The following is a 23,551-nucleotide window of genomic DNA, read 5'->3' as shown; positions in this document are numbered from 1 at the left end:
CAATACTTTGGCTTTTAATCTGACTTGAAACCGAATTATGTTAAGGATTTATTTACAAAAACGTCCTAAGAGGATAAGAATTTTCTTTTTTTGAAAGTAAAAAATCGATGTGTTTTGCACCTATTATTAATTATTTCCTACCTTTGCCTCCTATGCAAGAGAAAAAGGACATACGTGCGTTAAGCAAGGACGAATTGCGTCAGTTTTTTGAAACCAACGGAGATAGAGCGTTTCGCGGAAATCAGGTATATGACTGGCTTTGGAGCAAGGGATTACATTCCTTTGAGGCGATGACTAATTTGCCTAAGAAAACAAGGGAAATGCTTGAAAATAACTTTGTTATCAATCATATTGAGGTAGATGTAATGCAACGCAGCTCGGACGGGACGATTAAAAATGCAGTGCGTTTGCACGACGGTTTGCTGGTAGAGTCTGTTTTGATTCCTACCGAAACTCGTACAACAGCCTGTGTATCAAGTCAAGTAGGTTGTAGCCTGAATTGTACTTTTTGTGCAACGGCTCGTTTAAAACGGATGCGGAACTTGCTACCTGATGAAATTTTTGACCAAGTAAAAGTTATTGACAGTCAGAGTCGTATGTTTTTTGGTCGTCCGCTTTCAAACATCGTTTTTATGGGAATGGGCGAACCCCTAATGAATTACAATAATGTGTTGACAGCCATTGAAAAAATAACTTCGGAAGAAGGGTTGGGAATGTCGCCCAAACGTATAACGGTTTCGACTTCGGGCATTCCCAAGCTAATAAAGAAAATGGCAGATGATGAGGTTAAATTCAAACTTGCTGTGTCGTTGCATTCCGCCATAGATGAAGTAAGGACTTCTATTATGCCTTTTAACGAGAAATTTCCGCTAACGGAACTGCGCCAGGCATTGGAGTATTGGTATAAAAAAACGAAGAACAAAATTACCTATGAGTACGTGGTTTGGAAGGATATTAACGACAAGAAAAAAGATGTAGAGGCATTGATAAAATTTTGCCGTTTTGCTCCTTCAAAAGTAAACCTTATAGAATATAACCCAATTGACGAGGGAGATTTTGCTCAGGCAGACAGTGAGGCAATTGATATGTACCAGCGTATGCTTGAAGAGGCGGGAATTACCGTAACAGTAAGGAGGTCAAGAGGAAAAGACATTGATGCGGCGTGTGGGCAGTTGGCAAACAAAGAGGCGAAATGAGAGGTTTTGGTCTTTTTTTGAAGAATTTAACAATCTGCACGCTACTTATTTATAATGAGTCTTAAAAAACTTGTTTTGTAAAAATATTTTTTGTATGTTTGCCTTGCTTGAATTTTTAAAATGTATGTAAAATGAAAAGTTATTTAGTTCCAACTCATTACGTAGTTGGGTTTGGTACAAAAAACAGATACAATACTTATAATCTTTGGTTGTTTAAGGTTAGAAAAGTACATACTGATTCGTGGGTGCGAGTGTCTGACAACGGGGCAACAACAAGCAAAAACAATTATCTACCCTACTATATGAATACACACGCTATTTTAGGAAAAGATTTTGTTACTTATACTTTATACAGAAAATAGATGAAACGAATATTACTTATTTCAGTAGGTGTAATAGTTGCTACGTTAATATGTTCTTGTTTTGGAGAAACTTGTACAGATAATTACTTAGGGGCATTAAAAGTTGATGGAAAAGGAGGAGGTAAAGTTCTCGTGAAGTATACAGGACCGAAAAAGAGAAATTATGAAGTAGAATTTAGATTCAATTCTGTTGGGAATGAACTGCCTTATTATAATTATTTTATGCCTAATACCATTTGTCGCTCCAAAGATTTTAAAAAAAATAACTATAATTTTTTGGAAATAAAAAATTTAAGTTCAGAAAGCGTTTATGTTTGTGCTGTTCTTAGTGGAGCGGAAATAGATAGGCATCCCAATTATGTTCGCTATACAAGTTTGTTAGATATTTATAGCAAGCAAGATCAAGACCCCAATTATGATTATACAAAGGATAAATCCTTTGAGAGTGTTCAGTTAGATTATATGGATAGGTATGATTTTTATGAGCAATTATTAAAAGAGAACTATCCATATATTATAAAATTAGCTCCTCAGCAGGGTTGTGTAATGAAATGGGGCGGTTTGGGTATAAAGGCTTTGTAAGCAAAATTAGTAGTAATTTTAATAATAGATGAAAGCACAAGATTTTCTTGTGCTTTTTTGTTGAATAGATTGTTATACGAGTACATTATAACGCAACCCAATATAATGAAATTAGGCTTACAAATCATTTTAGGTAATTCGGTTCGAAATAGGCGATGTCTTCGAAACACTTGTTTTTGAATCGTTCAAAGGCGTGTACGACCATATCTCTCGCTTGCGGATAGGCGTTTTTTATGAAAAAAGCGTTGGGGTGGTGGCAAATTTTCGAGAATTTTTCGGCACCATCACCCAAGAAAATTACTTTTCCTTTGGAGAGCCAGTTTGCGTAACTGTCTTCATCTAAAATTTTAGCTTCGGTTTTTTCAATTTCATTGAAATTTTTATCAAAAACAGCACTGTACACTTCCATACGTCGTGCATCTAACATAGGTATAATCAGGTGGTTATCTGCTATTTGTGAGGCTAAGGTTTGCAGTGTAGGAACCGCAATTAATGGTCTTCCCAAAGCGAAACACAATCCTTTGGCTGTTGAAACACCGATTCGCAAACCTGTGTAAGAACCAGGTCCGCCACTCACGGCAATAGCGTCAAGTTCATTGATAGAAATCTTTGCCAAGTTAAGAACTTCATTTATGAAAACGTGCAGGCTTTCGGCGTGCGTGAATTTTCCCTTGTTTTCAGCCTTTTCAGCCAGAAGAGAACTCCCTTCCGAAATGGCTACAGAGCAGTTTATGCCAGAGGTTTCTATGCAAAGAATTTTTGTCATAAAATCAGTTTTGAGAATGTTTTTTGGGAGGATTACTCTTTTGAAGTTTCTCTTTTTTCCTTTGTTGTTTTCCCTTCAACAATCATCACAATTTCTCCTTTTGGAGTCTTCTTTTCATAATGTTGTAATAATTCTTCAAGAGTTCCTCGCTGTGTTTCTTCGTGTAATTTGGTGATTTCCCGAGAGATAGAAGCCTTTCTTTCCTTTCCGAAAACAGAAATAAAGTCCGCAATATTTTTGAGTAACTTGTGTGGAGAAACGTAAAAAATCATTGTTTTTTTCTCGTCTGCAAGCAAAGATAAGCGTGTTTGTCTTCCTTTTTTATCTGGCAGAAAGCCTTCAAAAACAAAACGGTCATTTGGCAAAGCACTGTTAACTAATGCTGGCACAAAAGCAGTAGCTCCCGGAAGGCATTCTACATCAACGCCTTGCTCAACGCACTCTCTGACAAGCAAAAAGCCAGGGTCGGAAATGGCAGGAGTTCCTGCATCGGTGATTAAACCGATATTTTCTCCGTTTTTGATTCGTTGTACCCAATGCCCAACCACCTGATGCTCATTATGCATATGATAACTTTGCATCGGGGTAGAAATCTCGTAGTGTTTCAGGAGTTTACCACTTGTTCGGGTGTCTTCCGCCAGAATGAAATCAACCTCTTTCAAGAGCCGTAAAGCCCTGAGAGTGATGTCTTCCAGATTTCCGATAGGGGTGGGGATAAGGTAAAGTTTACCCATTAAATTTCAAATCGCTTAAGCATTAAACCTAAAAATCGTTCTTCGTAATCTTCTTTTCCTCGCCAATGATTGTAGATAGGTTTTATTTCCTGCTCTATGTAAAGGGCGATTTCTTCTACGCTTTGAAGGTCATTAATATGTTGAACTACAGTGTTGTATTCGCTTTCGCTTCCGAAGAATAACTGACGAATAAATGCAAGTCTGTCGTTCAAGCCAATCTGAGCCGTTTTTCCGAGGCGGTCATTTAAAGACGGAGTTTTTGCAGTTTCGGCTTCCTCTTTTTTCTCAAATACAGGATGTTGCGTCTGAGAAATGAAATCTTCTAAAGATTGCTTTTGTGCTACTTGCTTTGTTTCTACTGGTTTGGCTTGTTCTTCAGTAGTGTGTTCATTATGAGTGTGTTGTTTCTCTGTTTCTTGGTGAGTGTGTGCTTTTTGAACAATATCCTGATATGCTTTATAAGCAGATGTTTTTGGTGATTCGGCAGTATAGCTTGTTTTTGCTACTTGGCTTTCTTCACTTTTGGAAGGGATTTTTTCCGCTTCAACAGAAGTTTTTTCCGTTTGAGACAGAACAATTTTCTGAACCTTAGTAGTTTCTACAGGAAGGTTGAAGATGTCATTTTCATCTTGTTCCTCTTCGATGAAATCTGCAACCTTTTTCATTGTGTATTGTAAACGATCTTCCGATGAACCAACAGAATTGTAATATTTCTCTACAAAATTTAAAATAGATACCTTTTCAAGTAGCTTTTCAAGTTCTTTTTTCAATTCGGGCAAATCCAAATTATCCTTTGTTGAGATAATATTTTGTGCTAATTCTTGTAATTCTTTTTCGAGTTGCTTTTTCATAATTTCAAAACATTAATTAATGTGACACAAATGGGCTCCAAAGGTATAAAATATTATTTTAAAAATAAAAAATGATTCCAAAAAATGTATAAAAAGGACGGAATGATAGAGAAATGTTATGGAAGTTCAAGTTAGATGCAAAAAAAAATTATTGTTATTTTTGTTTATTCTAAATAAATATAATACTTTTGCGTCTGTTATTTTTAATTTTATGAATAAAGGTATTTTATCAGCTCTTTTGGTGGGAGCATTAGTATTAGGGGCTTGTAAAAAAGATGATAACAACCCGGAACCACCCGTTGTAGATAATGGCTACAAAGAAGTTATAGATTTAGATGCAAGCAAATCAGATGCTTGGGTGTATTTTTCTTTTTCAAAAGGAGAAAAAGTCACTGTTACCGAACCTGCTACAGACCTTTCGTGGGACATAGCTTTTAATCGCTATAACGTGAAAACCAATGGAGGAACCTCAGGTAAAGGACAAGCAGGAGTTGTAAACACAAATAGTAAGGAATTTGACTCAGTGAAAGAATCGCCAGCGGAAGGCTATGTGGTAGATACAGAAAAAACAAGCTCTCCACGTCCGGGGTAGGACCCCGTTTCTATTTCAGTAAATACTGCCATCACAGGAACCGTAATGGCTGAAGAGTCAAAAGGTTGGTGGAATTATGCTCCGCCTGTTCCGCCGGAAACAACTCCAAAACAAGAAATTACAAAATGGGTATATGTAGTTAAAACCGCTGATGGTAAGTTTGCTAAAATTCAGCTTACGGGATACAATAATAGCAAAACCAACAAGTCAGGATTCTTGACATTCAAATACAAATATAGTGCTAACGGAAAATTTTAATCATAAAATGGTAATACAATGAAAAGAATTTTTATTACAGCTATTTTGGTAGCGACAGGAGTGCTCGTATCTTGCAAAAAAGATGAAATCAAAAAAGATGACGAAAAACCAAGTTTGGTAGCTAAGGAAATAAAAAGCTTGGATGCTACCACTTCAAAGGATTGGGTTTATTTCTCTTTTGAAAAAGGAACGGTTGTTCAGGTTTCAAATCCGAAGGAAAGTGCCGATTGGGATATTGCTTTTTCTGAATTTTATATAAAAACCAACGGAGGTGAGTCAGGAAAGGGAAAAGCTGAAGTTGCTTTGGTTGAAAGTAAAGAATTTGATGCCGTAAAGGAGGCACCTACGCAAGGATACGTAAAAGACATAGAAGGAGATATGATGTACGGTTATCCTCCGGTCACTAAAAAAGGAACATTTTCTGCTTTAATATCAGGTGGATTTGACTCGAAAACAGGATATGTAAGCCTTTCTCCTAAAAATATAGGAACTTGGCCAAGTGTGTACGCTCCTACTAAAAATGTGTACGTGGTCAAAACCGCTGATGGAAAATTCGTGAAAATTCAAATTACTGATTTTTATAACGATAAAGCAAAAGCAGGTTACTTGACATTCAGATACGTAACAAGCCAAGACGGGAAATTCTAACTCAAAATTATGAGATAAATGTCTGCGTAAGGGTGGGAGAATTTTTTTCCGCCCTTACGTAACAAGCCAAGACGGGAAATTCTAACTCAAAATTATGAGATAAATGTCTGCGTAAGGGTGGGAGAATTTTTTTCCGCCCTTACATTTATAGCTAACGCAATGAAACGAGTTTATTTATTACTTCTATTTTCTTTATTTATTACCAGTTTGTTCGGGCAATATTCTATTTCAGGGAAAGTGATTGATTGCCAAACGAATAAAAGCATTTCAAATGTTTCCGTAGAAATACAAGGCATTGAAAAACAAGTCTTTTCTGATAAAAACGGAAACTTCATTTTCAATAATATGCCCAAAGGAAAGTACATTCTTTACTTGGCTAAAGATGGCTTTAAGGGTACTTTTACTTCAATTCATCTGACAGAAAAAACCAATAACCTGACGCTTTCCATTTGCAGGGATAAAGACATCGAAATCGGTGAGGTTATCGTTACGGCTACCCGAACGCCCAAAAATCTTAAAAATGTTCCTATTACGGTTCAGGTGATTACTTCTGAGGAAATCAGAAAATCGCAAGCAACTGATTTTCAGAACTTCTTGGAAACCGAATTTTCAGGAATTAATTTCACATATGACGGCGGAATGCCCAATATCAATATGATGGGATTTGGCGGAAAGTACGTTCTTTTCCTGATGAACGGAGAGCGAATGGCTGGCGAAACGTTCGATAATATTGATTATGACCGCATTGACCTCGATAATATTGAACGAATTGAAATTATTAAAGGAGCTTCATCATCCTTGTATGGCTCAAATGCCTTGGGAGGAGTTATAAATATCATTACCAAAGACGCACAAAACCCAATTGATATCACGGCAAGTTATCTTTATGATACAAATCAAGACCATAAAATTAACCTTTCGTTAGGGACAAGGCAAAAGTGGGGAAGTTTGGGCGTGGCTTCTTTTTACAAACAGCGAGAGCCTTATATGCTGACAGATACAAGCCCTTTGCAAAGAATTTATGCTGACGGAACTGTCAAGGAAACAGAATTATCTCAAATGAACGTAGCCGGATTTACCAATTACGGTGCTTCTCCGAAGTTGAAATTTAATATTATTCCGCAGAAAATGAGTCTTGAACTTACGCCAAGCTACTACTTTAGTGAAAGAAATAGCGGAACGCAAGCAGCCGAAAAAGTGCGAGACCATTATCACAATTACACAATGGGAGCAAAAACGGATTTCTCCTTTGATGAAAATAAAACGCTCAGTCTGTCAGGAGCTTTTGACCAATATGATAAATCAAATTATTACAGATTACTCAATGAGAGAGAAAAAAATTACGAAAATATCATTTGGCGAGTTGCGGCTCAGTACAACCAAATTATAAATAAAAAACATACGTTTGTTGCTGGCGGTGAGGTGTTTTCGGATAAATTGCTCAGTTTCCGATTTAATAGCAAAGGAACAGAAACTACCGAAAGTGCCAAGAATTACACTTTGTTTGCACAACAGGATTGGGTTTTCAGTCCGCGTTTTACGTTGGTTACAGGCGTTCGTATGGATTATCATTCTTTCTTTAAGGAACATTTCACGTATCGCCTTTCGGGAATGTACAAAGTGAACGATTTAACTTTTAGGTTGGGTTACTCTACCGGATTTCGTTCGCCAACTCTTAAAGAATTATATACCAATTGGTTTCATCCGTGGGGAGGAGGTTTCCAGATAATGGGCAACAAAAACCTAAAACCCGAAAGTAATAACAATATCAATTTTTCGGTAGATTACAACACAAAGAAATGGAACATAACCGCAATGACGCAAGTTTCCGTAATGAAGGATAAAATTGATAACGACTGGAACAGTTCCCGCGATACGATTCAATATACCAACTTTAGTGGGAAAACTCGCATCATAGGTTCGGAACTTTCGGCAACGTATCGATTGAGTAAATCATTCAAAATCAAGGGTTCGTATTCCTATTACAATGCCGAGAAAAGAAAATCAACCAACCGACCACACACATTTACTTTCAAGGCGGAATACATACCAAAATCGGAAGCAAAATATATTCCTAACGTTATTTTGAGCGGAAAACACGTTAGCTCTTCCAAATTATTCGGTCTTGATAGTGATGACCAAGAATTTCATATCCCTTACGAAGGTTACACGATATGGCGACTGCAAACCTCCATACGATTGCCTTACTATTTCACGCTCAATGCTGGAATAAATAATTTATTTGATTACGTTACCAAAACGACGAGCTTCTATTCGAGTATTTCGCCGGGGAGAACGTATTTTATTGGGCTGAAATGGTCTCTTTATTAGCAAAAGTTGAAACAATCAAGAAAATATATTCATATGAAAACTAAAAAAATCTTTTTACTCAGTTTTGCAGCTCTGTTGCTTGTAGCGATAGGGCTTTTGGGCTGGAAAAAATGGGCGGCACCAACTCGTATTGCTTTGGTGAACTTCCCTTCATTTCAAGCATCGAACATTGCTTTGTCCAATACCGATGATTTTATAAAGTACGAATCTGTTTCGGTTGATGAAATAGATAATCTTGAAGGTTACGATTTTATTCTTGCGTGGGCTATGGGGATGAAAATCAACGATGAACAACGCGGTAAGTTTGTTGAAATATCCAAAAAAGTCCCTACGCATTTCTTCGTGGTTACTTCGCCTGAAAACAAAATCAGCAGTTTGGATTCTTTACAACTTAAAAACGTAACCGATTATTTGGATAGCGGAGATAAGAAAAATTATCAGAATTTGGGGAGATATATTCGCCAGTCGATAGACCAAAAAAAGATGTTCGTTACAACGCCCGAAGCCCCTTCGGTAGGCAAAAAAGACGTGCTTTTTCATATTGATGAAAATGTTGATTTTTCGGACGTTTCTTCGTTTGAACAATATTTAAAAGACAATAATTGGTATAAGGAAAACGCTCCGAAAATCGTGATAATTTCCGGAATACATTCTCCTTTTGGCGGTAATCGCGAATATATCAATGACATTATACGTTCGCTTGAAAGCAAAGGAAATAATGTATATCCTGTTTTTTCTTTCGATAAACGACTGGAATTCTTGCAGAAAATCAGTCCGGATGCGGTTGTTTATTTCCCACACGGAAGGCTTTCAATGATGAATGGAGATGTTTTTGTAGAATATCTCAAACAAAGAAATATCCCCATTTTTGCTCCCATTTCAATATTGCAACTTGAAGAAGATTGGTTTAAAGACAAAATGGGAATGTTCGGAGGTTTTATGGGGCAAACCATAGTAATGCCTGAGCTTGACGGAGCTATCTATCCGTATGTGATTATCGCTCAGGAAAAGAACGACAAGGGGTTTTTCGCTTTCAAAACTATTGCCAATCGGCTTGATAAATTCTCTCAAATTGTACAGAATTTCATTCAATTAAAAAACATTCCTACTTCTGAAAAGAAAGTTGCCATTTACTACTTTAAAGGCATAGGTTCGCACGCTTTGGCAGGACAGGGATTGGAAGCAGGAGCATCGCTTTATAATTTGCTCAAACGTATGAAAGCAGAAGGTTTTAAGGTGGAAAATCTTCCTGAAAATGTGCGAGAATTTGAAGCGTTATTGGACAGAAGTGGTAGTGTCATTCCCGATAAAGCCTTTGGCGTATTTGATAAATTCATCAAAGAAGGTAATCCTGCACTTGTTGAAACTTCGGAATATGAAAAATGGTTGGAAAAATCGCTAACAAAATCGGCTTATGACAATGTGATTAACACTTACGGAGCTCCCGAAGGCGGATATATGTCAGTGAATCAAAACGGAAAAGACTATCTGGCTGTTGCACAAATTACATTAGGCAATGTGGTGATACTTCCGCAACCCGCTGCAGCTTTAGGAAAGGATGATTTCACGATGGCTCACGGAGTTGAAGAACCGCCTACGCACGCTTATTTGGGTAGTTATTTTTGGGTACAAAATACTTTCAAAGCTGATGCTTTATTGCATTTCGGTACGCACGGAAGCCTTGAATTTACCCCCGGAAAGCAAGTTGCATTGTGTAGCGATGATTGGAGTGATGTGCTGGTAGGAACCATACCGCATTTCTATTATTACACCATCGCAAACATTGGTGAAAGTATGATGGCAAAGCGTCGCTCGTATGCTACAACATTGTCGTATCTTACCCCTGCTTTTACGGAAACAGATATGCGTAATACTTTCAACAGATTGCAAGATTATATCCGTAATTATCTGAAAGCTCCTGATAATCAAAAGAAAGAAGCTTCGTTGTTAGTTAAAAAAGTAGCTGTTGATATGGGGTTGCACCGCGATTTGCGTCTGGATAGCATACGCTCTGTTCCGTATAGTGAGGAAGATATAATGAAGTTGGATAATTTCGCAGAAGAAATATCTACCGAGAAAATCAACGGAACGCTTTACATCACGGGCGAACCATATACACAAGATAAAATACTTTCTACCGTGATGGCAATGGGAGCCGACCCGATAGCTTATAGCTTGGCTAATCTTGATAAGCAAGAAGGAAAAGTATCGGATAAAGAGCTTAAAAGTCAAGTTTTTTTCACCCAAAAATATTTGAATCCCGCCAAGGATTTAATTCACCAGATTTTAGCAGGGAAAGAAGCTTCGTCCGAGCTAACCGCTTCATTTGCCGATATTTCTGTAGAAGAAATTGAAAAATCAAAACAAATGCTTGCCCCAATGCGAATGCCTTTTGTGATGGGTTCAGGTAGTACCGATAAAAAGAATGACAGTAAAGTCGCCTCTCAAGGGAAACCTGACAAGGAAAATCAAGCAAAGGGTGATTTTGCAGGTAAAAAGCCATCTATTCCTGATAGTGTAAAAAGTAAAATGTCTCCTATGGCAAATATGGGAGGAATGCCGCAAAAAGGCAAAAAAACTACTTACACAAAAGCTGAAAAAGAGCGAGCAAGAGCTATTGTTGAAATCGACAGAACGATTACCAATATTGTTAAGTACCGAGAGGCTTTATTGCAAAGTCCTGATTTAGAAATGAAATCACTCTTTAATGCGATGAAAGGTGGGTACGTTCTGCCTTCATCCGGAGGAGACCTCGTAGCAAATCCGCGTGCTATTCCCACAGGGCGTAACTTGTATTCCATCAATGCGGAAATCACTCCCACTGAAGTGGCTTGGGACAGAGGAGTTGCATTGGCTCAAAATACCATCGATACATATTTCAATCAACACGGAAAATATCCGCAGAAGATAGCTTATACGTTCTGGAGCAGTGAATTTATCGAAACCGAAGGAGTTTCAATCGCTCAAGCGTTGTATATGTTAGGGGTTGAGCCTATGCGTGATAGTTTTGGCAGAATTACTGACCTTCAGCTTGTTCCGTCGGAAAAACTTAAAAGACCTCGTATAGATATAGTGGTGCAAACCTCGGGGCAATTCCGCGATTTGGCAGCCTCACGATTGTTTTTGCTTACGCGAGCCATTGAGCTGGCATCTTCGGCTTCCGGTGAAGAATATGAAAATTACGTCAATAAAGGAAGCCAAGACATTGAAAAAACGCTTGTTGATAAAGGAATTTCACCAAAAGAAGCTCGTGAATTGTCAAAACAACGCATTTTCGGAGGGCTTGGAGGCGGTTACAGCACAGGCACGAAGGAATTAATGCTTTCGGGAGATAAATGGGAGTCGCAAAACGATATTGCCGAAGTGTATATCAACAATATGGGAGCGGTTTATGGTCTTGAAAAAGAATGGGGTGAGCATAGAGCGGCTCTGTTTGAAGCTTCTTTACAAAACACCGATGTACTCATACAGCCTCGGCAAAGTAACGTTTGGGGTGCGTTGAGTCTCGATCACGTTTTCGAGTTTATGGGCGGAATGAATACGGCAATCAAAAAAGTTACCGGCAAAGACCCCAATGCTTATCTGGCTGATTATCGCAATCATAATCGTATGCGTATGCAGGAACTTAAAGAAGCTGTGGGAGTTGAGTCGCGTGCAACTATTTTCAACCCAAAATATATTAAAGATGTTTTGAAAGGAGGCAAAACCAGTGCCGAAGGAATTACCGAATTGGTAACAAACGCCTTCGGCTGGGAAGCTACTCGTTCTGAGGTTATTGATGATGCTTTTTGGAATCAGGTACACGATTTGTACGTTCTTGATAAAGAGAATTTAGGTATGCAAGCTTTCTTTGAAAGAGAAAATCCGGCTGCAATGCAGGAAATTACGGCGGTGATGATAGAAACCGCTCGCAAAGGCTTCTGGAAAGCAACAGACGCTCAGCTTAAAGCGTTGACCGATTTGCATTTACAGTTTGTGGAACGCTTTGGGTTGGAGCCTTCAGGTTTCAGTGGTGATAATACCAAATTACAAGAATATATAGAAAAGCAAGTTTCTAAAGAACAAGCGGTTGCGTATCGTAAGCAAATCGAACAAGCTAAAAATGGAGCAACCGACACAGAACGTAAGGAAGCTAAGGTGTTGCGTAGAGAAGAGCTATCTGATAAAAAAGAAAAAGTAAAACTTGATGGTCTTTGGATAGGCGTTGGCGTTGTTGCCGTGTTTATTGCGATAGTGCTTTTTGTCAGAAAAAGAAAGAAAAGATAGATAAAAATAGATTTTTCTTTAAAGTGTATTTATTTGAACAACAAGTAAATAAGTGATTTGTAATGGAAATTCTTATTTCGGTTTTATTGGTAAGCATAGCCATTAACACGGTACTGAAAATCAGTTTTTGGAAAATCAAATACCGATTGCTTTTTTCTGTGCTTGTTGGTCTTTTTGTCTTGTACGTGTACCCGATGGCTACCGAGCAATCGCAAACCGAACTGAAATGGTGGCTTGAAGACAAACACATACTTGGTACAATTGCTGTAATGGTAACCATTGAATCGATGTTGTACGTTGGCTTTTGCTTTCTGTCGCTCAAGGATTTGTATGTTCCTCAAAAGAGCAAAAAATTTTTGATACTCAAAGCTTATTCGGGCTTGCTGATTTTTCCGATGTCGCTTTATATTACCACACAATCAATGTTTTACTTTACGGGAACGGATTTTTTAACGATTGCAATTTTTGTGGCTTTGGGGCTTTTTGCAGGAATTTTCGCGATGAGTTATTTCGTCCGATGGTTGTTGCCGGAGAAAGATATCCGTCTGGAAATGTTGTTTCTGGTTAGCTTGTTGGTTACAGCTTTGGGACTGATAAGTACAGCCAATGGAAATATTGTTTATGTGCCTAAACAGCAGACAATCAATTACAAAGAACACTTGTTTACTTTTGTTCTTTTTGTGGTGATTTTCCTAACCGGATTTGCCATAAACCAAATTAAATGGAAGTATTTTAATAAACAAAAACACAGAAAAGTATAGTAATTTTTTAACAATATAATTTTAAAAGATGGAAACCATTTCTAAGATATTGTTTTGGGTATCAAATAGTTTGCTTATACCTGATATTATCGTATTGTTGTATCTGTTTGTGAAATCCTTGCTTATGGTGGGCAGCTCTTATAATCGATTCATTAACAAGCAAAAGAATGACAAATTACTGAATGAAATCATCAAATCCAGTACGCCCGATACAATTGAAAATATTAAAAATATACTTCCTGAGAGAGATAATTCGTTGTATATGCGTTATTTGCGAGATATGTTGTCACACAAACCAGACCTTGCCTACACGGAATTTCTCATTACAAATTTTGAAATTGACGCCGAGAAAGACATTGCAGCTTCAAAACTTTTGGCGAAGATAGGTCCTGTTCTTGGGCTTATCGGAACGCTTATAGCGATGAGTCCTGCATTGGTAGGCTTGTCGTCAGGAGATATTTCAGGTATGGCTTACAATATGCAAATTGTATTTGCGACGACTGTTGTAGGGCTTGTAATTAGTATGGTAGGGATTGTTACACAGCAATTTAAACAACGATGGTACACCCAAGAGTCTAATAATTTGTATTATATTTCACAAGTTCGTAACCAAAACATTGCCCAATGAAGCCAACCAAACGCATATCACCTTTGCTGAAAGGAAAAGACGAAAGTGACCCGCTTAGCGTTATTGTCAATCTTTTTGATGTGGCGATGGTTTTCGCTGTGGCACTGATGGTTGCAATGGTGATGAATATGAATATGACAGAAATGTTTACCAATGAGGATTTTACTATTGTTAAAAATCCGGGTAAGGATAATATGGAAATCATTACCAAGGAAGGAAAAAAAATAAATAAATATGTGCCTTCAAATACCAATGGCGATTCTCAAAAGCGAGGCAAACGCATCGGTACAGCATATCAACTTGAAAATGGCGATATTATTTATCTTCCTGATTGATAATGTTTTATGTGAAAAATTAAAAAAGGCTTGGATTACTCAAATCCAAGCCTTTTTAATGTTATTTTAAATAATAATTATGCTTCAAAAGGAACAATTGAAACGTATGATTTATTATTTTTCTTTTTCTCGAACTTAACAATACCGTCGATTTTAGCGTGCAAAGTATGGTCTTTACCTATGTACACGTTTTCGCCTGCATTATGTTGAGTTCCTCTTTGTCTTACAATGATGTTACCAGCAATAGCAGCTTGTCCACCATAAATTTTCACTCCTAATCGTTTAGAGTGAGATTCTCTTCCGTTCTTCGAACTACCGACACCTTTCTTGTGAGCCATTTTCTTTAATTTTTAAGTTTTAAAATTATTTTACAATACCGCCATTAAGCTCATCTTGCCATTTTTTCAATTCGTCCCATTTGCCATCAGCGGCTAATTGAGCTTGTGCAGCCCAAGTTTGAGGGTCTAAGTGAGCTAATGTTGAACTTGCTTCTGCCAAAATAGTTTTGATTTCGTCTGCTGATTTTTTGGCTAATTTAGCAAACGTGTCCACGCCAGCCGCTACAAGAGCTTCTGATGCTTTTGGTCCAATTCCTTCGATTTTTTTCAAATCGTCAGCTTTTGCTGATTTTGAAGGTTTTTCTTCTTTTTTTTCAGTTTTTGCTGGTTTAGCAGCAGCTCCTGATGCGATGATGTTTTCAACAAGGATTTCAGTCAAATATTGTCTGTGACCATTTTTAACTTTGAAACCTTTGCGTCTTTTCTTTTTGAAAACAATAACTTTGTCTCCTTTAAGATGTTTTACCACCTTTGCTTCAACTGAAGCACCATCTATAGCTGGGGCGCCTACGGTAATTGTTCCGTTGTTGTCCAAAAGAAGAACGTTGTTAAACGCAACTTTCTCTCCTTCTTGGTTTTGTAAACGGTGAACAAACACTTTTTGGTCTTTTGAAACTTTAAATTGTTGCCCTGCTATCTCTACAATTGCATACATAGCTTGTTGTTTAAAATGTTAAAATTGGGTGCAAAAGTAAGTCTTTTTTTTCAAATGTCAAAGTTCTTTTTGTGAATTTTGCTATTTCAAAAAAAATAACTATCTTGCGAAACTTATTTTTAAGCTCTTATGAAGAATTTTTTTCTCTTATTTATAGTTCTAACAATAACAGGATGTGGGGTTTATAACTTTACGGGAGGAAGTACGGGAGATGCAAAAACGTTTCAAGTGAACTTCTTTCGTAATGATGCTCCTTTGGTAGAACCGGGTTTGGACAGAGATTTTACCATCGCATTACAAGATTTGATTAACAATCAAACAAATTTGTCTTTGACGGACAGAAACGGAGATTTGGTCTATGAAGGTGAAATAGTGGAGTTTAACATTACACCAATGACGGCTACGGCACAGCAAACGGCAGCTCAAAACCGGCTTACAATAGCTGTGAATGTGCGTTTTACCAATAATGTGGAAGAAAATAAGGATTTTGAAAAACGCTTTTCCTTTTATTATGATTATCCTGGGTCTTCCCAGTTGAGTTCGGTGAAAGGCACGGCAATTCCTGAGATTTTTGAACGAATAACCCAAGATATTTTTAACGCGTCACTGGCTGATTGGTAAAAGGATGACAGTAAAAGAGTTTGTTGAAATATTAAAGAATCCTTATGTAATCGGGGAAGAACAGGCACACGAATTAGACCATATCGTGAAGGAATATCCGTATTTTCAGGCTGCTCGTGTGTTGCAACTTAAAGTGCTTCATTCTGAGGGAAATTATCGCTATAATAAGGCTTTAAAGCTTGCTGCGGTTCACGTTTTGGACCGTTCGGTTTTATATGAATTCATACATTCCAAAGCTGTTGTGCCTGATGTTTCGGCTTTAAAACAGGACTTGAACGAGATAAAAAAAGCGGTACAACGGCAAGAAACGAAGGAAATTCCTGAAGTTGTCAGTGTGAATTATCAGCCTTCGGAGACCTTTACAATACCTCAAGTGCCTAAATCTATTTTTGATGAAGATATTTTTTCAGAAAAATTTATTCGTCAAGGAGATATAGAATCTATCCTTGTTCATAAGGAGGAAATGACCGACTTAATTCCTGAGAAAACGGGAGGAAAACAAGATGCCGTTTTAGGAAATAAAGTGGATTCCATCTCGGAGTGGCTGAAAAATATTTCGGAAGATAAAGAGATGCAATCTTCTGAATATAAGGATGATAATGTGGCTAAAAAGTTTCATCTTATTGATAAATTTCTGGAGACAAATCCTAAGATTGAACCCACGAAAGATTATTCTTCGAACGTAAATTTAGCAAATGAAGTTAAGACTGACCCACGTCAATTAATGACCGAAACATTGGCTCAGGTTTATGTAAATCAGAAAAAATATAAGCAGGCAATTCAAGCTTATGAAATATTAATTTTGAAAAATCCAGAAAAAAGTGCTTACTTTGCATCCCAAATACAAGAAATAAAAAATTTACAACAACAAAAATAATTTATTTAAATGACAACATTCAACATTTTTTTAATCCTTATTGTAGTAGTATGCTTGCTACTTGCGTTGGTTATTATGGTTCAAAATCCTAAAGGAGGAGGGCTTTCTTCTTCTTTTGGTGGAAATACGCAAGTTGTAGGAGGAGTTAAAAAGACGGGAGACTTTTTAGAACGTAGTACTTGGACGTTTGCAACCCTTTTAGCCGTACTGATTTTAGTGGCTAATACTTTGTTGCAATCAAATACAACAACAGGTTCTGATTCAAAATTGTTGGACGGAGCTCCTGTGCAAAATAACATTTTGAATACGCCGGCTTCTACAAACGGAGCAGAGCAACCGGGAACAACTTCAAACACAGCACAATAATAATTGAGAAATTGGGATTAAAAAATTGAGAATTGAGTATCGAGGGTATTGTCAATTCTCAATTTTTGTTTAGAAACTAAGTGTGACATAATGTCAGTTTTCCTGATTTGGCATACTTTCTGAATTGTTCGAGTGGAAGAACATAGAAGAAATTAAAAAACTTCTTATTTTGTTTATCAATTTTTTGGAACTGAATTATAAATTTAATAAAGACATAAAATATGGCAAAAGTGAAAATTAAGCCTTTGGCTGACAGAGTATTAATCGAACCTGCTGTAGCTGAAACCACTACGGCATCGGGTATTATCATTCCTGATACTGCAAAAGAAAAACCACAAAAAGGAACTGTAGTTGCTGTGGGTGCAGGAACAAAGGACAATCCAGTTACTTTAAAAGTTGGAGATGTGGTTCTTTACGGGAAATACGCGGGAACTGAACTTAAATTGGAAGGAAAAGACTATCTCATTATGAGAGAAAATGATGTTTTGGCAGTGATTTAAACATTGCTGTTAGCTGATGGCTTTTGGCTATTGGCAAGAACCGAAACAAAATGAGAGATTTCAAAAAGTTTGTAGTTTGGCAATTAAGCCATCGGTTAGTTTTGAATATCTATCAAGTTACTAAAAACTTTCCGAAAGAAGAGGTTTTTGGACTAACTTCGCAAATAAGAAGGTCTTTTGACTCCATTTCGTATAATATATCGGAAGGAGCGGGCAGAGTTTCCGAAAAAGAATTCGCAAATTTTATCAATATCGCTCTTGGTTCGTCAAATGAAGCTGAAAATCAATTGTTATTAGCAAAGGATTTGGGTTACATCAACCAAGATAATTTTGAAATCTTGAATAATGACTTAATCGCAATCAAAAAGCAATTAGTATCATTACGTAATAAATTAATAAAATAATCTGCGGAAAGCCGAAAGCTAATAGCCAAAAGCCAACCGCCAAAAGCAAAATAAAAAATGGCAAAAGAAATTAAATTTGATATAGAAGCACGCGAAGGGTTAAAGCGTGGTGTTGATGCGTTAGCAAACGCAGTAAAAGTTACTTTAGGACCTAAAGGGAGAAACGTAATTATCAGTAAATCATTTGGTTCTCCTCATATTACTAAAGATGGTGTAACTGTTGCAAAAGAAGTTGAGTTAGAAGATGCTCTCGAAAATATGGGAGCTCAAATGGTAAAAGAAGTTGCTTCAAAAACCAATGATTTGGCTGGTGACGGAACAACTACGGCAACCGTTTTAGCACAAGCTATCGTTAAGGAAGGCTTGAAAAACGTAGCGGCTGGAGCAAATCCAATGGATTTAAAACGAGGAATTGACAAAGCTGTTTCAAAAATTGTTGAAAATTTAGAGAAACAAGCTAAGGAAGTAGGTTCTTCTTCTGAAAAAATTCGTCAAGTAGCTTCAATTTCAGCAAATAATGATGATACTATCGGAGAGCTAATCGCGACAGCTTTCGGAAAAGTAGGAAAAGAAGGTGTTATCACTGTTGAAGAAGCAAAAGGGACTGATACTTACGTAGACGTAGTTGAAGGAATGCAGTTCGACAGAGGTTACCTTTCTCCGTATTTCGTAACAGATTCAGAGAAAATGGTTGCCGAGTTAGACAGACCTTATATCTTGCTTTATGACAAGAAAATTTCTACAATGAAAGATTTATTGCCTGTATTAGAGCCTGTTGCTCAGTCAGGTAAACCTTTGTTAATCATTGCGGAAGATATTGACGGAGAGGCATTGGCTACTTTGGTGGTTAATAAATTGAGAGGAACATTGCGTATTGCTGCAGTAAAAGCTCCCGGATTTGGTGACAGAAGAAAAGCAATGTTGGAAGATATCGCAATCCTTACAGGAGGAACAGTTATTGCTGAGGAAAGAGGATTTTCTCTTGAAAATGCAACTGTTGAAATGTTAGGAACCGCAGAGAAAGTAACTATTGATAAAGATAATACAACTATTGTAAACGGGGCAGGTGATGCAGAGCAAATTAAAGCACGTGTAAACCAAATCAAAGCTCAAATTGAAGTAACTACTTCTGACTATGACCGTGAAAAACTACAAGAGCGTTTGGCAAAATTGTCAGGTGGTGTGGCGGTTCTTTACGTTGGAGCTGCTTCGGAAGTGGAAATGAAGGAGAAAAAAGACCGCGTTGATGATGCTCTTCACGCAACACGAGCTGCTGTTGAAGAAGGTATCGTAGCTGGTGGAGGAATTGCGTTGCTTCGTGCTAAAGCGGTGTTAGCGAAAATTAAGCCGGTAAATGCTGATGAAGCAACTGGTATTCAGATAGTTGCTAAGGCTTTGGAAGCTCCATTACGTACTATTGTTGAAAATGCTGGAGTTGAAGGTTCGGTAGTAGTTGCTCGTGTACAAGAAGCTGCTCGTGACACATTCGGTTACAATGCTAAAACAGGTCAGTACAGTGATATGTTCAAAGCTGGAATCATTGATCCTAAGAAAGTTACGCGTGTAGCGTTGGAAAATGCTGCTTCAGTTGCGGGAATGATTCTGACTACTGAATGTGCTTTGGTTGACATCAAAGAAGAAAAAGGAGCAGGAATGCCTCCGATGGGCGGCGGAATGCCAGGAATGATGTAATATCACGAAAGTATAAATATTTTAAAGAAAAGCTGCCTTTTTGGGTGGCTTTTTTATTTTTATAAATATTTTCAGAATAAAATGCAGATGTTATGAGGAGAAATAATTTACTTGGAGGTAAAATTTTTACAAAAAATTGATTTTTGAAATAAAATTTGTATTTTTGGAAAGGTATTTTAATCGAAAAAGTTATGAAATACGTAAAGAAATTTTTTATAGGGCTGATTGTAGCGTTATTATTGGTCGTTGGAGGAATGTACGCAAGCGGATACGGATACGTTCTTAAGGCTGTACGTATTATCTATGGTTCGGGACATAAAACGGCTTTTTTGTCTGATTATGAGAAGTTTGACAACAGAACTGTCAGTAAAGGAGCAGAATCACAACCTTGGGCGTTACACAAGGATTACAATAAGACAGAAGCTACGAAAGATTTAGAAAATTTGCATAAAAAGTATGAGTCTGTGGCATTTCTTATCTTTAAAAATGATAGCATTTGGCACGAACAGTATTTCGATGGATATTCTGAAAAATCGAAAAGTAATTCATTCTCTATGGCGAAGTCGTATGTTTCTGCTTTGCTCGGAAAGGCGATTCTTGATGGATATATTAAAAGTTTAGACCAGCCAGTGGCGGAATTCCTTCCCGAATTTTCCGAAGGATTGGCATCAAAACTCACTGTGGGCGATTTAGCTTCAATGGCATCAGGTTCGGATTGGGATGAGTCATATTACAGTCCGTTTTCAATCACCACACAGGCTTATTTTGACACGGATTTACGGGAAGTTATGCAACGGATGAAAATTGTTGAAGAGCCAGGAAAAAAATATGTATATCAAAGCGGAAATACGCAATTGCTGGCGATGATAATTGAAAAAGCCACAAAAAAAACACTTTCCGATTACTTGTCGGAATCGCTTTGGAAGCCGTTAGGTGCGGAGAGTGATGCTCTTTGGCAGGTTGATAGCGATGAGAGTGGAATGGAAAAGGCTTATTGTTGTATAGCTTCTAACGCTCGTGATTTTGCTCGGCTTGGCAAGCTCTACCACAATTACGGAAAATGGAACGGACAGCAGATTTTGGATTCTGCTTTTGTGGCAAAATCAATTCAACCGCGATTTCCCGAAAGTCCTGAATATGGGTACGGAATGTGGCTTTTAACTCGTAATGGCAAAAACTTTTTTATGATGCGAGGACATTTGGGACAGTACGTTATCGTTCAGCCTAAAGATAACATTATGATTGTCAGGCTTGGGCATTTGAAGGGAGTAGAAGAGGAGGGAGGAGACCCTTTTACTGAGGATATCTACGGATATATTGACGAAACTTATAAAATGTTACAAAAATAATGCTCAATAAAATCAATTTAGAAGATATTCTTTTTCTGGATATTGAAACAGTTCCCCTTTTTGAGGATTATGAGGAACTTTCACAAATTGAACAAGAATTGTGGGAAGAAAAAACAAAGTATCAACGGAAAGATGATTTTACTGCCGAAGAATTTTACGAACGTGCCGGAATTTGGGCTGAATTCGGGAGAATAGTTTGTATTTCAGTAGGTTATTTTTCTTTTCGGAATGACCAACGTACCTTTAGGGTTACTTCCTTTTTTGGCGATGAAATAAAGATTTTAAAGGAATTTTCTCAACTTATAGACCAGCATTTTTCTCGCCCCAGCAAATTGCTTTGTGCTCATAATGGCAAGGAGTTTGACTTTCCATATATTACGAGACGTATGATAATCAATAATATACGCATTCCTCAAAAGTTGCAATTATTTGGAAAAAAACCTTGGGAAGTTCCGCATTTGGATACTTTGGAAATGTGGAAATTTGGTGATTATAAGCATTTTACATCGCTGAAATTATTAACGCACGTTTTAGGCATTCCTTCGCCCAAGGATGATATTGACGGAAGCCAAGTTCGGGATGTTTTTTACAAGGAAAAGGACATAGACCGAATTGTTACATATTGTGAGAAGGATACAGTAACTGTCGCTCAGGTTTTTCTGCGTTTTCGAGGAGAGGAATTATTAACAGAAGATGAAATTTTGTTTGTTTGATATAAGCCATTTACATAACAACCGCCAAATGTTATATTCAGCGGTTGTTATCAAAAGATATTAAATTTTTAATTGTAAATTCACTAAAATTCACGTGCTAAATCAGATTTTCTTTTAATGACCACATCATCATACATCATCATAATTATATCCTCATCATAGTCTCCTATCTTTTCTTCATTAGCCTTGTTCAGGAGGTTGTTTTCTATCAACTTTACGAAATTAATACCAGCTCCATGAGCGTGAAGATAGGCTCCTCCAAATCTTGGATTAATTTCAGATAAATAATACTCTCCATTTTTGTAAAAGAAATCCATATCAATTGGTCCAAAGAACTCAAACTCTTTTAACACCTTTCTTATAAAAGAGAATAGTTTTTCATCCTTGAAAGAAATTGTTTTACTTGCTCCACCAATTCTCGTCTCAATTTTTCTTTTTGAAAAAATACTAACAGGCTTATTGGTGATACAATCAATATAAACATCAGCATCCAAGTCTTCTCCATCCATAAATTCTTGGATGATGTAGTCATGAGAATTTTCAGCAATCACAGTCTCTAATTCTTCAATATTCTCAATTTTTGTAGCACCAACACTTCCACTTCCGCATTTTGGTTTGATGAAAACAGGAAAATTTATGTTTTCTTTTTTCAATGCTTCTTTGAAGTCTTCTAAGCTGTCGTAAGTTAAGACAGTGTTAATATTTTTTTCCTTCAGATATTTGAACATTTCATATTTATCAAAGCACAGAAATGCGGTTTTAGCTGATGGACATAAAGGTAATACCCCATTACTTAGAAACAATTCTCTATTTTTTGATAAAATCTCAATTTCTGGGTCAATGAAGGTAGTTATAGCCTGTATATTTTCTCTCTTACAAATATCTAAAATAACATCTAGATAGTCAGAATCTGTGATTTTTGGTACCACATAATTTTTGTCTGCAAAATAGAGAGCAGGAGCTGTGTTGCTATTATCTGTTGCGACTAGTTTGCCTCTGCCTTCTAATGTTTTTTTTAAGTCTTGTAGAAGGCGAGCTCTTCGCCCTACACTGCAAAGTAAAATATTCATATTATTACTAATTTATTTTTGTTAATTCCTAATTTTTTCCATTAAAAGCATCAACCGTAGCCTCACCTTCTTGGGAGATTCCTTCACGTATAAAAACCTTCTTTACTGTCAATAGAACAATCTTTAAATCCAGAAAAAAACTGACGTTGTCTACGTACCAAGTGTCAAACTCAAACTTTTTAGTCCAAGAGATTGCATTTCTACCATTTACTTGTGCCCATCCAGTTATTCCTGGTTTTACCTCATGGCGACGTCTCTGTTCCTCGTTGTATAGAGGTAGATATTTAGGTAGTAAAGGGCGAGGTCCGACTAGAGACATATCTCCTTTTATCACATTTAATAACTGCGGTATTTCATCCAAAGAGGTTTTTCTTATAAAAGAGCCTATCGGTGTCATTCTCTCGCTATCAGGTAGAAGTTCTCCATTTTCATCCTTTTTGTCATTCATTGTTTTAAATTTAACAATTTTGAAGATCCTTTCATCTTTGCCTGGTCTAAGCTGGAAGAAAAACGGTTTGCCTTGATTGGAAAAAAATAATCCAACCATAACAATAACGAAAATAGGACTTAGGAGTAAAAAAACAACTAAAGCTACAGTGAAATCAATAGTCGGTTTTATGTAATTCTTATATATCATAGTTTTTCCTTTTTTATCT

24 protein-coding genes and 1 pseudogene are annotated in these 23,551 nt (G+C 37.1%); 18 read left to right on the top strand and 7 right to left on the bottom strand.

Annotated elements, in window-relative coordinates:
- Positions 1 to 152 precede the first annotated feature (152 nt).
- From rlmN to CGC58_RS05015, 3 genes are all read left to right on the top strand, one after another.
- Positions 153 to 1,196 (top strand): 23S rRNA (adenine(2503)-C(2))-methyltransferase RlmN, encoded by a 1,044-nt coding sequence (rlmN, locus tag CGC58_RS05025; RefSeq protein ID WP_095895535.1) that lies wholly within the window; start codon positions 153 to 155, stop codon positions 1,194 to 1,196.
- 131 nt (positions 1,197 to 1,327) lie between these two features.
- On the top strand, positions 1,328 to 1,558 hold the full coding sequence (locus CGC58_RS05020) for a hypothetical protein (protein ID WP_095895534.1): 231 nt from the start codon (positions 1,328 to 1,330) through the stop codon (positions 1,556 to 1,558).
- Entirely contained in the window at positions 1,559 to 2,140 is a 582-nt protein-coding gene (locus CGC58_RS05015; protein ID WP_095895532.1) for a hypothetical protein, read from the top strand. It begins immediately after the preceding gene.
- Positions 2,141 to 2,264: 124 nt separating this feature from the next.
- Here CGC58_RS05015 and tsaB read toward each other — a convergent pair whose 3' ends face one another.
- From tsaB to CGC58_RS05000, 3 genes are read right to left on the bottom strand one after another with little or no spacing between them, the layout of a single operon-like run.
- Positions 2,265 to 2,906 (bottom strand): tRNA (adenosine(37)-N6)-threonylcarbamoyltransferase complex dimerization subunit type 1 TsaB, encoded by a 642-nt coding sequence (gene tsaB, locus CGC58_RS05010; protein WP_095895530.1) that lies wholly within the window; start codon positions 2,904 to 2,906, stop codon positions 2,265 to 2,267.
- A gap of 32 nt (positions 2,907 to 2,938) precedes the next feature.
- Positions 2,939 to 3,640, bottom strand: coding sequence for a 16S rRNA (cytidine(1402)-2'-O)-methyltransferase (gene rsmI / locus CGC58_RS05005; RefSeq protein WP_095895528.1), 702 nt, complete (start codon positions 3,638 to 3,640; stop codon positions 2,939 to 2,941).
- Complete coding sequence (locus CGC58_RS05000; RefSeq protein WP_095895526.1) at positions 3,640 to 4,491, bottom strand: hypothetical protein; 852 nt, start codon at positions 4,489 to 4,491, stop codon at positions 3,640 to 3,642. Before CGC58_RS05000 ends, rsmI begins: the two co-directional genes overlap by 1 nt.
- 118 nt (positions 4,492 to 4,609) lie before the next feature.
- On the opposite strand from CGC58_RS05000, the pseudogene CGC58_RS12850 reads away from it, so the two are divergent.
- The 7 genes and pseudogenes from CGC58_RS12850 (at position 4,610) to CGC58_RS04960 (ending at position 14,310) form a co-directional block, all read left to right on the top strand.
- Positions 4,610 to 5,341: pseudogene (locus CGC58_RS12850) on the top strand (HmuY family protein).
- Positions 5,342 to 5,359: 18 nt separating this feature from the next.
- Positions 5,360 to 5,989, top strand: a complete 630-nt coding sequence (locus CGC58_RS04985) for an HmuY family protein (RefSeq protein ID WP_095895520.1) — start codon at positions 5,360 to 5,362, stop codon at positions 5,987 to 5,989.
- Positions 5,990 to 6,148: 159 nt separating this feature from the next.
- The gene (locus CGC58_RS04980) at positions 6,149 to 8,320 is read left to right on the top strand and encodes a TonB-dependent receptor (RefSeq protein ID WP_095895517.1); all 2,172 of its coding nucleotides are present in this window, start codon (positions 6,149 to 6,151) and stop codon (positions 8,318 to 8,320) included.
- A gap of 33 nt (positions 8,321 to 8,353) precedes the next feature.
- A complete protein-coding gene (locus tag CGC58_RS04975; RefSeq protein WP_095895516.1) occupies positions 8,354 to 12,586 on the top strand; it encodes a cobaltochelatase subunit CobN in 4,233 nt (1,410 codons plus the stop codon).
- Between the two features lie 62 nt (positions 12,587 to 12,648).
- Positions 12,649 to 13,347: a hypothetical protein gene (locus tag CGC58_RS04970; protein ID WP_095895514.1), complete on the top strand. Its 699-nt coding sequence runs from the start codon at positions 12,649 to 12,651 to the stop codon at positions 13,345 to 13,347.
- A gap of 28 nt (positions 13,348 to 13,375) precedes the next feature.
- Positions 13,376 to 13,975 carry a MotA/TolQ/ExbB proton channel family protein gene (locus CGC58_RS04965; RefSeq protein WP_095895513.1) on the top strand — a complete coding sequence of 200 codons (600 nt, stop codon included), beginning with the start codon at positions 13,376 to 13,378 and terminating at the stop codon, positions 13,973 to 13,975.
- The gene (locus tag CGC58_RS04960; protein WP_095895511.1) at positions 13,972 to 14,310 is read left to right on the top strand and encodes a DUF2149 domain-containing protein; all 339 of its coding nucleotides are present in this window, start codon (positions 13,972 to 13,974) and stop codon (positions 14,308 to 14,310) included. The genes CGC58_RS04965 and CGC58_RS04960 overlap by 4 nt, the downstream gene beginning before the upstream one ends.
- Positions 14,311 to 14,387: 77 nt before the next feature.
- On the opposite strand, the gene rpmA is transcribed toward CGC58_RS04960, so the two are convergent.
- Both rpmA and rplU read right to left on the bottom strand, forming a co-directional pair.
- Entirely contained in the window at positions 14,388 to 14,648 is a 261-nt protein-coding gene (gene rpmA, locus CGC58_RS04955) for a 50S ribosomal protein L27 (RefSeq protein ID WP_095895509.1), read from the bottom strand.
- Positions 14,649 to 14,673: 25 nt separating this feature from the next.
- Positions 14,674 to 15,303: a 50S ribosomal protein L21 gene (rplU, locus tag CGC58_RS04950; RefSeq protein WP_095895508.1), complete on the bottom strand. Its 630-nt coding sequence runs from the start codon at positions 15,301 to 15,303 to the stop codon at positions 14,674 to 14,676.
- 129 nt (positions 15,304 to 15,432) lie between these two features.
- Between rplU and CGC58_RS04945 the strand changes: the two genes are divergently transcribed.
- The 8 genes from CGC58_RS04945 (at position 15,433) to CGC58_RS04910 (ending at position 21,825) form a co-directional block, all read left to right on the top strand.
- Positions 15,433 to 15,924 (top strand): LptE family protein, encoded by a 492-nt coding sequence (locus tag CGC58_RS04945; RefSeq protein ID WP_095895506.1) that lies wholly within the window; start codon positions 15,433 to 15,435, stop codon positions 15,922 to 15,924.
- Positions 15,925 to 15,928: 4 nt separating this feature from the next.
- The gene (locus CGC58_RS04940) at positions 15,929 to 16,801 is read left to right on the top strand and encodes a hypothetical protein (protein ID WP_095895504.1); all 873 of its coding nucleotides are present in this window, start codon (positions 15,929 to 15,931) and stop codon (positions 16,799 to 16,801) included.
- Between the two features lie 9 nt (positions 16,802 to 16,810).
- Positions 16,811 to 17,167 (top strand): preprotein translocase subunit SecG, encoded by a 357-nt coding sequence (gene secG, locus CGC58_RS04935; protein ID WP_095895503.1) that lies wholly within the window; start codon positions 16,811 to 16,813, stop codon positions 17,165 to 17,167.
- 221 nt (positions 17,168 to 17,388) lie between these two features.
- Complete coding sequence (locus CGC58_RS04930; protein WP_095895501.1) at positions 17,389 to 17,667, top strand: co-chaperone GroES; 279 nt, start codon at positions 17,389 to 17,391, stop codon at positions 17,665 to 17,667.
- 50 nt (positions 17,668 to 17,717) lie between these two features.
- Positions 17,718 to 18,071 carry a four helix bundle protein gene (locus CGC58_RS04925; RefSeq protein ID WP_095895499.1) on the top strand — a complete coding sequence of 118 codons (354 nt, stop codon included), beginning with the start codon at positions 17,718 to 17,720 and terminating at the stop codon, positions 18,069 to 18,071.
- Between the two features lie 57 nt (positions 18,072 to 18,128).
- Positions 18,129 to 19,763 carry a chaperonin GroEL gene (gene groL / locus CGC58_RS04920; protein WP_095895497.1) on the top strand — a complete coding sequence of 545 codons (1,635 nt, stop codon included), beginning with the start codon at positions 18,129 to 18,131 and terminating at the stop codon, positions 19,761 to 19,763.
- Between the two features lie 191 nt (positions 19,764 to 19,954).
- Entirely contained in the window at positions 19,955 to 21,112 is a 1,158-nt protein-coding gene (locus tag CGC58_RS04915) for a serine hydrolase domain-containing protein (protein WP_095897121.1), read from the top strand.
- Positions 21,112 to 21,825: a 3'-5' exonuclease gene (locus tag CGC58_RS04910; RefSeq protein WP_095895495.1), complete on the top strand. Its 714-nt coding sequence runs from the start codon at positions 21,112 to 21,114 to the stop codon at positions 21,823 to 21,825. The genes CGC58_RS04915 and CGC58_RS04910 overlap by 1 nt, the downstream gene beginning before the upstream one ends.
- Positions 21,826 to 21,908: 83 nt before the next feature.
- Here the strand turns inward: CGC58_RS04910 and CGC58_RS04905 are convergent, their stop codons facing one another.
- A complete protein-coding gene (locus CGC58_RS04905) occupies positions 21,909 to 22,895 on the bottom strand; it encodes an ATP-grasp domain-containing protein (protein WP_095895493.1) in 987 nt (328 codons plus the stop codon).
- A 28-nt stretch (positions 22,896 to 22,923) separates the two neighbouring features.
- Positions 22,924 to 23,529, bottom strand: coding sequence for a sugar transferase (locus CGC58_RS04900; protein WP_095897120.1), 606 nt, complete (start codon positions 23,527 to 23,529; stop codon positions 22,924 to 22,926).
- Positions 23,530 to 23,551: the final 22 nt, after the last annotated feature.

The sequence above is a fragment of the Capnocytophaga stomatis genome (genome assembly GCF_002302635.1).
In the GTDB taxonomy this organism is placed as follows: Bacteria; Bacteroidota; Bacteroidia; order Flavobacteriales; family Flavobacteriaceae; genus Capnocytophaga; species Capnocytophaga stomatis.
This window is presented reverse-complemented; position numbering and strand designations above follow the sequence as displayed.